The sequence below is a fragment of the Nocardia anocheti genome (assembly GCF_029675105.1).
Classification (GTDB): domain Bacteria; phylum Actinomycetota; class Actinomycetes; order Mycobacteriales; family Mycobacteriaceae; genus Nocardia.
The window spans coordinates 611,059-625,123 of record NZ_JAQQFV010000002.1 but is presented as its reverse complement, the minus strand read 5'-3'; the positions used below and the strand labels follow the sequence as shown (position 1 = coordinate 625,123).

At 69.4% G+C, this 14,065-nt stretch carries 13 protein-coding genes; 5 read left to right on the top strand and 8 right to left on the bottom strand.

The features are described from left to right. Nucleotides 1-42: 42 nt before the first annotated feature. From thiC to QC180_RS06820, 8 genes are all read right to left on the bottom strand, one after another. Nucleotides 43-1,662 carry a phosphomethylpyrimidine synthase ThiC gene (gene thiC, locus QC180_RS06855; protein ID WP_278261742.1) on the bottom strand — a complete coding sequence of 540 codons (1,620 nt, stop codon included), beginning with the start codon at nt 1,660-1,662 and terminating at the stop codon, nt 43-45. Nucleotides 1,663-1,970: 308 nt separating this feature from the next. Then, nucleotides 1,971-4,226, bottom strand: a complete 2,256-nt coding sequence (locus tag QC180_RS06850) for an MMPL family transporter (protein ID WP_278261741.1) — start codon at nt 4,224-4,226, stop codon at nt 1,971-1,973. Nucleotides 4,227-4,353: 127 nt separating this feature from the next. Beyond that, on the bottom strand, nt 4,354-4,536 hold the full coding sequence (locus QC180_RS06845) for a hypothetical protein (RefSeq protein ID WP_278261740.1): 183 nt from the start codon (nt 4,534-4,536) through the stop codon (nt 4,354-4,356). A 59-nt stretch (nt 4,537-4,595) separates the two neighbouring features. Next, nucleotides 4,596-5,777: a fumarylacetoacetase gene (gene fahA / locus QC180_RS06840; protein WP_278261739.1), complete on the bottom strand. Its 1,182-nt coding sequence runs from the start codon at nt 5,775-5,777 to the stop codon at nt 4,596-4,598. After that, nucleotides 5,774-6,976 (bottom strand): homogentisate 1,2-dioxygenase, encoded by a 1,203-nt coding sequence (locus tag QC180_RS06835; protein ID WP_278261738.1) that lies wholly within the window; start codon nt 6,974-6,976, stop codon nt 5,774-5,776. Before QC180_RS06835 ends, fahA begins: the two co-directional genes overlap by 4 nt. 64 nt (nt 6,977-7,040) lie before the next feature. Next, nucleotides 7,041-7,856 (bottom strand): exodeoxyribonuclease III, encoded by an 816-nt coding sequence (locus tag QC180_RS06830; RefSeq protein ID WP_278261737.1) that lies wholly within the window; start codon nt 7,854-7,856, stop codon nt 7,041-7,043. 42 nt (nt 7,857-7,898) lie between these two features. Beyond that, nucleotides 7,899-8,846 (bottom strand): N-acetylglutamate synthase, CG3035 family, encoded by a 948-nt coding sequence (locus QC180_RS06825; RefSeq protein ID WP_278261736.1) that lies wholly within the window; start codon nt 8,844-8,846, stop codon nt 7,899-7,901. 111 nt (nt 8,847-8,957) lie between these two features. Continuing rightward, a complete protein-coding gene (locus QC180_RS06820; protein WP_278261735.1) occupies nt 8,958-9,548 on the bottom strand; it encodes a peptide deformylase in 591 nt (196 codons plus the stop codon). A gap of 180 nt (nt 9,549-9,728) precedes the next feature. Here QC180_RS06820 and QC180_RS06815 point away from each other — a divergent pair, with 180 nt between their 5' ends. From QC180_RS06815 to QC180_RS06795, 5 genes are all read left to right on the top strand, one after another. Continuing rightward, nucleotides 9,729-10,031: a DUF3263 domain-containing protein gene (locus QC180_RS06815; RefSeq protein ID WP_278261734.1), complete on the top strand. Its 303-nt coding sequence runs from the start codon at nt 9,729-9,731 to the stop codon at nt 10,029-10,031. 48 nt (nt 10,032-10,079) lie between these two features. Further along, entirely contained in the window at nt 10,080-10,658 is a 579-nt protein-coding gene (locus QC180_RS06810; protein WP_278261733.1) for a LytR C-terminal domain-containing protein, read from the top strand. 90 nt (nt 10,659-10,748) lie between these two features. Then, nucleotides 10,749-11,444, top strand: a complete 696-nt coding sequence (sodC, locus tag QC180_RS06805; RefSeq protein WP_278261732.1) for a superoxide dismutase[Cu-Zn] — start codon at nt 10,749-10,751, stop codon at nt 11,442-11,444. A gap of 10 nt (nt 11,445-11,454) precedes the next feature. Then, entirely contained in the window at nt 11,455-12,597 is a 1,143-nt protein-coding gene (locus QC180_RS06800) for a glutamate--cysteine ligase (RefSeq protein ID WP_278261731.1), read from the top strand. 50 nt (nt 12,598-12,647) lie between these two features. Then, nucleotides 12,648-14,015, top strand: a complete 1,368-nt coding sequence (locus QC180_RS06795) for a phosphatase PAP2 family protein (RefSeq protein WP_278261730.1) — start codon at nt 12,648-12,650, stop codon at nt 14,013-14,015. Nucleotides 14,016-14,065: the final 50 nt, after the last annotated feature.

Genomic DNA, 14,065 nt, shown 5'->3' with positions numbered 1-14,065 from the left:
CCCCCTACGAAAGTCGATACGCGTGGGCCGGATACGGGGGTGTCAGACGACCGGGAGATAGACCTTGCTGCCCTGGTCGGCGAACTCGGCGGACTTCTCGGCCATGCCCGCCTCGATGGCGGCCACATCGGTGAGGCCCTGCTTCTCGGCGTATTCGCGCACGTCGGCGGAGATACGCATGGAGCAGAACTTGGGACCGCACATGGAGCAGAAGTGGGCGGTCTTGGCTGGCTCGGCGGGCAGCGTCTCGTCGTGGTACTCGCGCGCCGTGTCGGGGTCGAGGGAGAGCGCGAACTGGTCGTGCCAGCGGAATTCGAAACGGGCCTTGGACAATTCGTCGTCGCGGGCCTGCGCGTGCGGGTGGCCCTTGGCGAGGTCGGCGGCGTGGGCGGCGATCTTGTAGGTGATCACGCCGACCTTGACGTCGTCGCGGTTGGGCAGGCCCAGGTGTTCCTTCGGGGTGACGTAACAGAGCATGGCGGTGCCCGCCTGGGCGATGATCGCGGCGCCGATGGCCGAGGTGATGTGGTCGTAGGCGGGCGCGATATCGGTGGCCAGCGGACCGAGGGTGTAGAACGGGGCCTCTTCGCAGAGTTCCTCTTCGAGGCGGACGTTCTCCACGATCTTGTGCATGGGCACGTGGCCGGGTCCCTCGATCATCACCTGCACGCCATAGGATTTCGCGATCTTGGTGAGCTCGCCGAGGGTGCGCAGTTCGGCGAACTGGGCCTCGTCGTTGGCGTCGGCGATGGAACCCGGACGCAGGCCGTCGCCGAGGGAGAAGGTGACGTCATAGCGCGCCAGGATCTCGCAGAGTTCCCGGAAGTGCGTGTACAGGAACGATTCCTGATGATGGGCCAGACACCACGCGGCCATGATGGAACCGCCGCGCGAGACGATGCCGGTGACGCGCTTGGCGGTGAGCGGGATGTAGCGCAGCAGCACGCCCGCGTGCACGGTCATGTAGTCCACGCCCTGCTCGCACTGCTCGATCACGGTGTCGCGGTACAACTCCCAGGTGAGGCGGGTGGGATCGCCGTTCACCTTCTCCAGCGCCTGATAGATCGGGACGGTGCCGATCGGGACCGGCGAGTTGCGCAGGATCCACTCGCGGGTCTCGTGGATGTTCTTGCCGGTCGACAGATCCATGATGGTGTCGGCGCCCCAGCGCGAGGCCCACACCATCTTCTCCACCTCCTCGGCGATCGAGGACGACACCGCCGAGTTGCCGATATTGGCATTGATCTTCACCAGGAACTTCTTGCCGATGATGGTCGGCTCCAGCTCCGGATGGTGGTGGTTGGCCGGGATCACCGCGCGACCGGCGGCGACCTCCTCGCGCACCAGCTCCGGGGCGACGCCCTCGCGCGCGGCGATGAAACGCATCTCCGGGGTGACGATGCCCTGGCGCGCCCAGGCGAGCTGGGTGGGCGGGCCGTCGACAGTGGGCTTGTCCCACTCGTCGCGCAGTTTCGGCAGTCCGGCCTCGAGATCGATCACCGCGTTGTCGTCGGTGTACGGGCCGGAGGTGTCGAAGACGTCGAAATGGTCGCCGTTGGTGAGGTTGATCCTTCGCACCGGAATGCGCAGGCCATCGACCTCTTCGTAGTGCTTGACGCTGCCCTCGATCGGGCCGGTGGTGACAGACGTGGCTGTACCCATGGTCGTTCCTCCCTACGCTGGCATTACCCAGTCAGGTTCATACGGTCGACAGCCCTGACCGCCCGAGATGGGCTAGCTGTCCTCTCAGCCCGCTGGTGCGAGCCCCCGTGTTTGTTGGAGCGCTGGCGCGCTCGAGTTCGCGGCCCTTTGGGTCCCGCCGATGGGAGGCCGTTGCTTGCTCCTTCGTCGCCTACGCAACGACCTCCCATCGGCGGGACGGCCGCGAACCGCCGCTGCGCGGCGGGCCCCTCCTCGAGGTCGGGGCGTGCGTGGCGCTTAGCAGTGTAGGCGTGCGGTCCCGGTTTTTGTTAGCGAGCGCCGACTTTTTCTGGTTGCGGTGCGGGTGCGGCGGGCTCCTCCGATTCGTCCAGACCGAACCTGTTGTGCAGCTGGACCAGTGGCTTCGGCGCCCACCAGTTCCAGCGGCCCATCATGCGCATGAGCGCCGGGGCCAGCAGGCCGCGGATGACGGTCGCGTCGCTGATCACCGCCAGGGCACAGCCCAGGCCGAACAGCTTCATCATCGACACCCCGGAGCTGGCCACGCCGAGGAACACGATGCTCATCAGCAGGGCGGCGGCGGTGAAGATGCGGCCGGTGCGGGCCACGCCCATGGCGACGGCCTCGGTATTGCCCTCGGTGGTCTTGGGCCCGGCCAGCCACTCCTCGCGGATGCGGGAGAGCAGGAACACCTCGTAGTCCATGGAGGCGCCGAAGGCGAGGCTGAACATCAGGATGGGCATGGCCAGATTGAGGGTGCCGGTGGCGGTGAAGCCGAGCAGCCCGGCCAGGTTGCCCTCCTGGAAGATCCACACCATGGCGCCGAAGGTGGCCGCCAGCGAGAGCATGTTCAGCGCCAGCGCCTTCACCGGCAACACCACACTGCCGGTGAACAGGAACAGCAGGACCAGGGTGGTGATCGCGATCAGCGCGCCCGCCAGCGGCAGCTTGCCGGTGATGGCGGTGACGGAGTCCTGATTGAGCGCGGCCGGGCCGGTGAGCAGGGCCTGCGACGGCGCCTCGACGGCCCGCAGCGCGTCGAGCTGGGCGGTGCCCGCGTCGGAATACGGGTCGAGTCGAGTGCCCACCGACAGGTAGGCGCCCGCCTGTGGGTCCGACATCTCCGGCACACCGGCGGCCACGCGCAGGCCATTGCGGTACACGGCCGCGCTGCTCAGCACCGCCGGGACATCCGGCACCTTCGACAGCTCGCGGGCATAGGCGTCCAGTTGCTCGGGGGTGCCCCGGAACTCCGGCAGCACCACGGTCGCGCTGGCGGCCATGTCGGCGTCGAACTCGGTGCGCAGGATGTCGCCGACCTGACGGCTGGCCACCTCGGCGGGCAGCGCGCGGTCGTCCGGGTAGCCGAACTGCACGCCCAGGAACGGCGAGCCGAGCAGCAGCAGGAAGGCGGTGGTGGCCAGCGCGATCGGCAGCGGGCGCTTCATCACCGCCACGACCAGCCGGTACCAGAAGGTCTGCTGCGGTGCCTTCTCCACGCGCGGCGGTCGTCGGAACAGCCTGCGCAGCGGCCCGCGCAGGTCACCGGCATTGATCCGGTCGCCGACCAGGATGAGCAGGGCGGGCAGCACGATCACGGCCGCCGCCGTGGCCGCCGCGACCACGGCGATCCCCGCGTAGGCGAAGGACTTGAAGAAGTACTGCGGGAACACCAGCAGCGCCGACAGCGACAACGCCACCACCAGCGCCGAGTACACCACCGTGCGGCCCGCGGTCTGGATGGAGCGGATGACCGCGGCGGTGGGCGTGGCACCGGCGGTGAGTTCCTCGCGATACCGGCTGACGATGAACAGGCTGTAGTCGATGGCCAGGGCCAGGCCGAGCGCGGTGGTCATGTTCAGCGCGAAGATCGACACATCGGTGAGCGAGGTGAGCACCCGCAGGATGCCCAGCGCCGCCGCGATGGCGAACAGGCCGATCGCCACCGGCAGCGCGGCCGCGACCACACTGCCGAACACCAGTGCCAGCAGCAGGCCGGTCACCGGGATGGCGATGGCCTCGGCGATCACCAGGTCCTTGCTGATCTGGGTGTTGATATCGGCGAAGGTGGCGCCCAGGCCACCGGCGCGGATGGTCACCGGGCCGTCGAGCTGGAGTTCCTCGCTGAGTTTGCTCGCGCGCTCGGGCAGCTCGGCGTCGTCGCCCTCGATGCTGGCCAGGATGAGCGCGCGCTTGCCGTCGGTGCTGCGCAGCGCTTGGCGCAGGTCGGGGCGGGCGGTCCAGTAGGACTGGACGCCGCTCACCTCGGTGGGATGGGCGCGCAATGTCGCGATGGCGGCGTCGGCGGCCGCGCGGGCAGCGGGGGAATCCGGGCCGTCCTCGGCGGTGACGGTGAGGACGTAGTTGGGCTCGCTGCCGGGGAAGTGCTCGCTCAGGTACTGGCTGGCCCGCACCGATTCGAGATCGTCGGTGACGAATCCGCCCGATTTCATATGCGAGTGCACCGTGGCGCCGATCGCGCCACACAACACCATCAGCAGCAACGCCACCGCGACCACCAACCGTGGTCGGCCAACGGCGGCGCGGGCGATTCTCGTCAACATCGTCGGGCTCTCTCTCGGTGAACGTCGACCGTCACCGTAGCCCGCGTCGAAATATCGCCGATACCACCTCGGGGCGGAGGTCTGCGGAGTACTATCTCCGCCCCTGGGTGGATGCCGGAGTCGTCGACTACCGCCCGGACGACCCGGTGAAGAGTCCCTCGAGGGCGTTGAGGAAGGTGCCCGCCGCGGCGGCGGAGCTGGGCTCGCAGGGCACCGGATGCGGGCCGCATTCCGCCGACGCGGGCGCGGCGAGGGGGAGCTGAACGAGGGCGACGGCGATGCCACCGAGGAGGGCCAAGCGAGGTTTCATGCCGTCAATGTAGGAGGCCGCTCGGCTTCCGGGCAGCCCTGATTTCTCGGGGGCGAGGATCAGTGGGCAGCGAGAACCGTGCCACCGACCGCACCGAGACCGATCGGCCTGCCCGCCGTTCCGGGAGCGGTGGCGGTGATGGTCACCTCGTCGCCGTCGAGGAGGAAGGTCCGGATCGTCTCGCCGACGGTGATGGGTTCGTTTCCACCCCAGGACAATTCGATGAACGAACCACGCTGGTCGGGTTCGGGGCCGGAGATGGTGCCGGAGGCGTAGAGGTCACCGGGACGGATCGAGGCGCCGTTGGCGGTGAGATGGGCGAGCATCTGTGCCGGGGACCAGTACATGTGCGAATACGGTGGGCGCGAGACGGTTTCGCCGTTCCAGGTGACTGTCAGCGCGATATCGAGGCCGTGGTCGTCGGTGCCGCGCAGGTAGGGCAGGGGCTCGGGCTCCTGGGGCGGCAGGGGGACCCGGGCCTGTGTCAGCGCGGCCAGCGGGGTGATCCAGGCCGATATGGAGGTGGCGAAGGACTTACCGAGGAACGGGCCCAGCGGCTGATACTCCCAGGCTTGGATATCGCGGGCGGACCAGTCGTTGACCAGGGCGACACCGAAGACGTGGTCGGCGAACTCGTCGACGGTGACCGGTTCACCCCGCCGCGAGGCCGTTCCGACGACGAAGCCCAGCTCGGCTTCGATATCGAGCCGCTGCGACGGCCCGAATTCCGGTGCGGGGGAGTTGGTTCGACGCTGACCGTGGGGCCGCGTCACCGGAGCTCCGGACACCACGACTGTGCCCGCCCGCCCGTGATAGCCCACCGGAAGATGACGCCAATTCGGCAGCAGCGGTTCGGCATCCGGCCGGAAGAGCCTGCCGAGATTGGTGGCGTGGTCGATGCTGGCGTAGAAGTCGACATAGTCACCGATCCCTACCGGCAGGGCGGTGCGAATCGAGTCGAGGGCGTGCACGGCCTCGGTGGGTAGTGGTGATTCGGCGAGTTCACGGAGCTTCTCGCGCACGACGCGCCAGGAATTCGGACCCTGGGCGAGAAAGGAATTCAGGTCCGCCCGGGCGAAGGCGGGATCATCCAGCAGGCGGGACAGATCGAGAACGGACTCGCCCAATCGAACTCCCACGCGGAATTGCCCACCAGGTGGTGCGAAAACGCCGTAGGGCATGTTCTCCGGGCCGAACAGGGAGTCGTCGGGGACCTCGACCCGCACCGTCGCGCCGCTCACCGGCGGGCCCCCGGTCCGCGCCCCGACCAGGTCCAGGCGTAGTCGGGGTCTTCGCAGGCCAGCGCCCCCTCCCCGAGTTGGAGCGGGCGGAAGGTATCCACCATCACCGCCAGTTCGTCGAAGAACTCCGCGCCGATACTGCGCTCGTAGGCGCCCGGCTGCGGGCCGTGCGCGTAACCGCCGGGATGCACCGAGACCGAACCCTGGGTGATCCCCGAGCCCTTGCGCGCCGCGTAATCGCCGCCGCAATAGAACATGATCTCGTCGGAATCCACATTCGAGTGGTAATAGGGCACCGGAATCGAGAGCGGGTGGTAATCGACCTTGCGCGGCACGAAATTACAGATCACGAAATTGGTGCCCTCGAACGCCTGGTGGGCGGGCGGTGGTTGATGCACCCGGCCGGTGATCGGCTCGAAATCGGCGATGGCGAAACGGAAGGGATACAGGCAGCCGTCCCAGCCGACCACATCGAACGGATGCGTCGCGTAGACCATGCGGGTGCCCGCGATCTCGGTGCCCGGCCGGTGCTTCACCAGCACCTCGATCTCGGTGCCCTCGGCGAGCAGCGGTTCGGTGGGTCCGTGCAGGTCGCGTTCGCAGTACGGCGAATTCTCCAGCAGCTGACCGAATTTCGACAGATAGCGCTTCGGCGGGGTGATGTGACTGGACGCCTCGATCACGTAGGCGCGCAACGGTTCCTCGCCGACGGGCAGCCAGCGGTGCGTGGTGGCCCTCGGCATGATCACCTGATCGCCCTGGCGCACCGCCAGCGCGCCGAACACGCTCTCCACCACGGCCGCACCGGATTCCAGGTACACCAGCTCGTCGCCGATGGCATTGCGGTACAGCGGGGAGGCGCCCTTGGCGGCCACATAGGAGATCCGCACGTCCGCGTTGCCCAGCAGCAGTCGGCGGCCGGTGACCGGGTCGGTGGTGGCGGGGGTGTCGCCCGGGAACAGCTCGGGCAGGCGCAGATGCCGGTGGTGCAGGGGGTGATTGGGGGTGAGTGTCTGGTCGGGGAGTTCCCAGACCGTGGCGTCGACGATCGCGGGCGGCAGGCCGCGGTGATAGAGCAGGGAGGAGTCGCCGGAGAAACCCTCCTCGCCCATCAGCTCCTCGTAGTAGAGATTGCCGCGCTCGTCACGATGCTGCGTGTGCCGCTTCGGCGGCACCGCTCCCACGCGCCGGTAGAACATGACACCTCCCGCTTCGCCGCAGGTCGGATGGTCCTGCCACCACGGTACCGCCGCACGGGTGGTGTCAGTCGGTGAACTCGGCGATGACGGGGGCGTGGTCGCTGGCGCCCTTGCCCTTGCGTTCCTCGCGGTCGACGTGGGCGTCGGTGACGGTGTCGGCCAGGGCGGGGGAGGCCAGGACGAAGTCGATGCGCATGCCCTCCTTGCGGGGGAAACGCAGCTGGGTGTAGTCCCAGTAGGTGTAGACGCCGGGGCCGGGGGCGAACGGGCGCATGACGTCGCGGTAGCCGGTGTCGAGCATGGCCTGGAAGGCGGCGCGCTCGGGGGCGGAGGTGTGGGTCTTGCCTTCGAACAGCTCGGGTGACCAGACATCGTCGTCGGTGGGGGCGATGTTCCAGTCGCCGACCAGGGCGATCTTGGCCGCCGGGTCCGCGGTGAGCCAGCCGCTGGCCTGGTCGCGCAGGGTCGAGAGCCAGTCCAGCTTGTACGCGTAGTGCGGGTCGTCGAGGGCGCGGCCGTTGGGCACGTACAGGCTCCACACCCGCACCCCACCGCAGGTCGCGCCGATCGCGCGCGACTCGACCACCGGCGAGTCGATCAGCGAGTCACCGGCGTTCTTGTCGAAACCGGGCTGGTGCGGGAAGGCCGTCTCGACATCGCTGAGCCCGACCCGCGAGACGATGGCGACACCGTTCCACTGGTTGAGGCCGACGTGGGCGACCTCGTAGCCCGCCGCGTCGAACTGCTCGAACGGGAACTGGTCGTCACGGCACTTGGTCTCCTGGATCGCCAGCACGTCGATGTCGTGGCGGTCGAGAAAGGCCGTCACCCGGTCGACACGGGAGCGGATCGAGTTGACGTTCCAGGTGGCCAGACGCATCGTCAGGTCCTTTCGGGATACCGAGAACCGCGGCACCAGCCGCTAATGTCGCGGCGCGGCGTAGCGGTAGGTGTGGTGGTCGAGGAAGCCGAGTTCGTGGTAGAGCGCGAGACCGGCGGCATTGCCGACCTCCACCTGCACATAGGCGTGGGTGGCGCCGTGTTCGGCGCCCCAGCGGATGAGCTCGGCGCACAGCAGGGCGCCCAGGCCGTTGCGGCGGTGCGCGGCGGCCACCGCGACGCAGGTGAGGCCGACCCAGCGGCGGCCGTCGGGGGCGGTGGTCACCGCGCCGCGCCCGATCGCGAGGGGTTCGGGCAGGCCGAGGGCGGCGAAGCCGAGCACACCGTCCTGGACCGCGGTGAGCACCGAGACATCCGGGACGCGGACCGACGGGTCGACGGGGATCTCGCCGCGGTAGCGGTGTGCGGTGAGCCAGCCCTCGTCGGGGGCGGGGGCGACGCGCACCATCGAAGGGCCTTGGGGCAGCACGAAGTTCGCGATGTCGAGGCCGAGGACGACGGTCTCGCTCCAGGTGTTCCAGCCCGGCGGGACCGGGGCCAGCCGGTCCGGTAGTTGCAGCAGCAGCGGCAGGCCCTGCTCGGTGTACCAGTCGGCGATCTTGTGCATGGTGTCGACGGACAGCGTCGCGGGGACACCCGACTCGCCCAGTGGCACCGCCGAATTCGCGCGCCCGGTGTACCCGTTGCCCGCGCGCACCAGCCACCCGTCGATCCAGCGGTGCGTGGCACCCGGCCAGGCCAGGGCCGCCGCCGTCTCCAGGGAGCGGATCTCCTTGGTCCGAATCGGTCTGGGGCCCAACGCTTTCAGCGCCACCACCCGATCCGGCGCGACCGACACCAGCTCGCCCTCGGCGGTCCGCACCGAGGGCGGCTCCAGCGAGACCAGCTCACCGATCACATCGGTGAGCGGCTGCGGATAGCCCTCGGGGAGCTGGTACCGCATGACCACGCGGCGGCCGAGGGGGATCATCGTTCTCGGCCGCCTCGGCCTGGACTGAGCGGAGGGTGCGACGAAGGAGTGCCCGGAGGGAGGGAAGGCCGAGGGAACAGGCCGAGAACGCGCGGCGCCAGCCGCCATGACTCAGTCGTCATGGCCGAAGGGGTCGGGGACGGTGCCGGGGATCCAGCTCAGACCCGGTGTGCCCCAGCCGTTGCGCTTGATCGCCTTCTTGGCCGCGCGGGCGTTGCGGCCGATCAGCACGTCGACGTAGAGGAAGCCGTCGAGGTGGCCCACCTCGTGCTGGAGCATGCGGGCGAAGAAGCCGGTGCCCTCCAGTTCGACCGGGTGGCCGTTCTCGTCGGTGCCGGTGACCTTGGCCCAGTCGGCGCGACCGGTCGGGAACTGCTCGCCGGGGACCGACAGGCAGCCTTCCTCGTCGTCGTCGGGGTCGGGCATGGTCTCGGGGATCGCCGAGGTCTCCAGCACCGGGTTGACCACGACGCCCTTGCGGCGGACCTGCTTGCCCGCCGCGTCGACATCGGGGCAGTCGTAGACGAACAGGCGCTTGCCGACGCCGACCTGGTTGGCCGCGAGGCCGACACCCTTGGATTCGGCGAGCGTGTCGTACATGTCCGCGATCAGCGGGGCCAGCTCCTCGGGCGTCTCCGTCACCTTCGCGGTGGGGTTGTGGAGGACGGGGTCACCGACGATCACGATCGGGAGAATTGCCATGTCGGCCATTATCGCCGCCTGCGCGCTGGTGCGAACGGCGACCCCTGTGGCAGCCGACACCCTGCTGGCCGTCGGTCAACACGCCGGGGCATCGGTCGGACGATCCGGTGGGGGCGTGGTTGAATGATCCGCGACGTGCAAGCGTCATTTTCATCTCGTGATACTCGGCGAGGGAGCAAGATGGACGGCGCAGCGGCTCGCAACATCGAGGAATCGGCGGTCGACGACGAGACCGGCCTGAGTCGCCGTGAGCTCGACATCCTCGACTTCGAGCGCAAATGGTGGAAGTACGCGGGGGCCAAGGAAGACGCGATCCGCGAACTGTTCGCCATGTCGGCCACCCGGTACTACCAGGTGCTCAACGCGGTCGTCGACAAGGACGAAGCGCTGGCGGCCGACCCGATGCTGGTCAAGCGGCTGCGCAGACTGCGGGCGAGCAGGCAGAAAGCGCGCGCCGCGCGCCGACTCGGCTTCCAGGTCTGACATGACAGTCACCGACACGGCCACCCCGATGCGACTAGGGTTGCGCGGGTGAGCAACCCGAATCCCACCCCCGGCGGCCCACCGCTGCGCGCGCTGGCGATGGTGTTGATCGCGCTGGCCATCGTTTTCGCCGGGCTGGGTGCGATGTCGCTGTCGAACTCCGACGCCGACGCCACCGACGCGGCCGAGCATACCGAAACCTCCACCACGACCAGCGCGGTCGCGCAGGCGCCCGCGACCACCGCGCCCGTGACGACCACCAGCGCGGCCGCGACCCCGACGACGACCACCGCCGCGCCGAGCACCACCACCACGACGACCACGCCGACCACCACGCCCGCCGAGGCGAGCGGCGTGGATCAGAGCGTGCCGGTGCGGGTGCTGAACAACAGCCTGGTCGCCGGACTGGCCGCGCGCACCGCGAGCGAGTTGACCTCCTCGGGCTGGAGCAACGTCAGCACCGGCAACTACAGCGGCGCGAATCTGACCACCACCACCGTGTTCTACGGGGGCGGCGCCAACGACAAGGCCGCCGCGACCGAGATCGCGCAGGAGATCGGTGGCACGGTGGCGCCCAAGGAAGGCGACACCAGTCCGGGTGTCGTGGTCGTGCTGACCGGTCGCTGAACCAGGCCCGGCACGCGGTGCCGGGTGCCGCCCCGACGCTGTGGCATCATCTTGAGCGGTACAGCCCTGTCCACGAAGGAGAGTTCCCCGATGGCCACGTCGACCACTCGTCGCCCGTCCTGGCGCACTGTGACCCCGGTTCTCGCGGTCGCCGTGTTCGGGCTCGCCGCCTGCACCAACAGCCAGGAGTCGACGGACGTCAAGGGGACCACCCCGCCGGTGTGGACCAGCTCGCCTCCGCCCGCGGGCAGCGAAGGCGGACACGGTGGCGGCCACGGCGCGCCGACCACCGAGGGTGGCGATCACGGTGACAGCCACGGCGCGCCCGCCGCGGGCGGACTGAAGGCCGAGCTCAAGGACGGTTCGGGCGCCGATGTGGGCACCGCGACCATCGTCTCCGAGGGCGGCCACCTGGTCGTCACCGTCGAGGCGCGCAACCTGCAGCCCGGCTTCCACGGCCTGCACTTCCACCAGACCGGCAAGTGCGAGGGCGACTTCGCTTCCGCCGGTGGTCATCTGCAGGTCGGCGCCGCCAACGCGCACCCGGCCAGCGGCGACCTCGCCTCGCTGCAGGTGCTCGGCGACGGCACCGCCGAGCTGGTCACCCAGACCGACGCGATCACCCTGGACCAGGTCAAGGGCAAGGCGCTGATCGTGCACTCGGGTGCCGACAACTTCGGCAACATCCCGCCGCGCTACACCCGCGAGGGTGGCACCGGCCCGGACGAGACCACGCTGTCCACCGGTGACGCGGGCACCCGCGTCGCCTGCGGCGTCGTCGGTTAGCGAGACGCGGATGGCCGGTGCGATCCCCTCGGTGGCGTTTCACGGTTCGCCCCGGCCCACGATCGGGATCGAATGGGAGATCGCGCTCGTCGACAAGGTGACGCGCGATCTGTCCAATACCGCGTCGACGGTGTTCGACGCCGTCGGTGATCTGCGGGCCCACGACGGGACCCAGCAGGTCACCAAGGAATTGCTGCGCAACACCGTCGAACTGGTGACCGGTGTGCACGACACGGTCGGCGGGGCGGTCGAGGACCTGCGCGGCACCATGGACGCGGTGCGCCGGGCCGCCGATCCGCTCGGGGTCGACCTGTTCTGCGCGGGCACCCATCCCTTCGCGCCGTGGTCGACCCAGCAGCTCACCCGCTCGCCGCACTACGACGAGCTGATCGAGCGCACCCAGTGGTGGGGCCGCCAGATGCTGATCTGGGGCGTGCACGTGCACGTGGGAGTCTCGCACCGCGACAAGGTCTTCCCGATCCTGAACTCGCTGCTGCTGTCGTATCCGCATCTGCTGGCGCTCTCGGCGTCCTCGCCGATGTGGTCCGGTGACGACACCGGCTACGCCAGCAATCGCGCGCTGATGTTCCAGCAGCTGCCCACCGCCGGACTGCCGTTCCAGTTCGAGAACTGGCGCCAGTTCGAGGGTTTCGTACACGACCAGCTCAAGACCGGCGTGTTCGAGCAGCTCGGCGGCATGCACTGGGACATCCGGCCCGCGCCCAAGTGGGGCACCATCGAGGTGCGGGTGTGCGATGGGCTCTCCAGCCGGGCCGAACTGGCCTCGGTGGCCGCGCTGATCCACTGTCTCGTGGTGGATCTGGAGCGCAGGCTCGACGACGGCGAGGACCTGCCGACGCTGCCGCCCTGGCACGTGCAGGAGAACAAGTGGCGCGCGGCGCGCTACGGACTCGACGCCATCGTGATCGTCGACGACGCCAGCAATGAGCGCTTGGTCACAGACGATCTGATGGATCTGCTCACCCGGCTCGAGCCCACGGCCAAGCGGCTCGGCTGCGCCGACGAACTGGCCGCGGTGGCCGAGATTCCCCGGCACGGGGCCTCCTACCAGCGGCAACGTCAGGTGGCGGCGCGTTCGCAGGGTGATCTCGTCGCGGTGGTCGACGCGCTGGTTCGGGAGCTGGATCAGTAGCGTTCAGCTACGCGTCCTGACGCCGTTCACCGGCCGTTTACGATGTTTGGATGCTTGTCGAACATCCACGCATCGTGGCGGGGGGTGGGGCCCTGGGCGCTCGCCTGCGCGAACCACGCACACTCGCTGTTGTCGCGGTGTGCGCGGTGCTCGCGCTGCTGATCGGGCTCCAGGTCGCCGCGTGGCTCAACGGCTTCGGCGGTCCGCTGGCGAGCCTGGCCAGGGACTACGTCGGCACGCCGAAGTCCATGTCGGTGCCGTGGGCCGGGCTGATCCTGGCGCTGGTCGGGGTCAACGCGCGACGACGGGTCCTCGCGGTCGCGGCGGCGATCGGGATCGACGCGGTGTGGGTGGCGCTGCGGCTGCTCGACGGCAAGCCGTTCACCGTCGGCAACGGGCCGACCATCGTGCTCACCGCGCTCGCGGTGATCGCGGCGGTGCGCTGGCGGGGCCGCGAACGCGCCGACGCGCTGAAGGCCGCGGCGCTGGGCGCGCTGCTGGTGCTGGCCACCAAGGTCGGCGATGTGTGGTTGCACGTCACCTCGGCGGTGCACCCCACCGTGCTCGACGAATATCTCGTCCTCGCCGATCACGCGCTCGGTGACCCGTCCTGGGTGGTGGGGCGGGTGCTCGACGTGCTCGGGCCCGAGGTCTACGCGGTGCTGCACTGGGTCTATATCGAACTGCCGGTGGCGGCGATCGTGGTCGCGGTGTGGCAGCTGCGCCGGGTGGTGCCGACCGGGCAGTGGCCGAGCCACTATCTGGTGCGCACATTCCTGGTGCTCGGGCTGGTCGGGCCGCTGTTCTATGTGCTGTTCCCGGTGGTCGGGCCGATGTTCGCCTACGGGGCCGACGGCGCCGGATTCCAGGTGGGCAATTTCTGGCCCTCGATGGTGCCGCCGATCGACCGCGATCCGGCCGCGCTGCCCTTCGACGCGTTCACCCCGCGCAACTGCATGCCCTCGATGCACACCGCCTGGGCGCTGTCGCTGTTCATCCACACCCGTCGTGACGTCGACGGGTCGCGCGCGCCCGCCTGGCTGCGCTTGGGCGGGGCTTTCTGGCTGGCCGCCACGGTGGCCGCGACGCTGGGCTTCGGCTACCACTACGGCGTCGACCTGGTGGCCGGTGCGGTGCTGTGCCTGACCGTGGAATCGGCCCTGCGCGCGCCGGAGCGCGGGTGGGGGCTGTTCCGGGTGCGGCTGGTGGCCTTCGGCGCGGTGGTGTTCGCGGGGCTGCTGGTGGCCTACCGGTACCTGGCGGTGCCGATGGCGGAGTATCCGGTGGCGGCGGGCGCGATCGTCATCGGTGCTCTCACCGCCGTCGTCCTGGCCTTCCACGCCACCTGGTTCGCCACCGCGCCCCACGGCGTCGCGCAGCAACCCCCCGTTACGACTGGACCCGCCCCGGCGACCTGACCACGCCACCCCCGAACCGGACCACCACGGATTCTCGGCTGCCTCGCCTC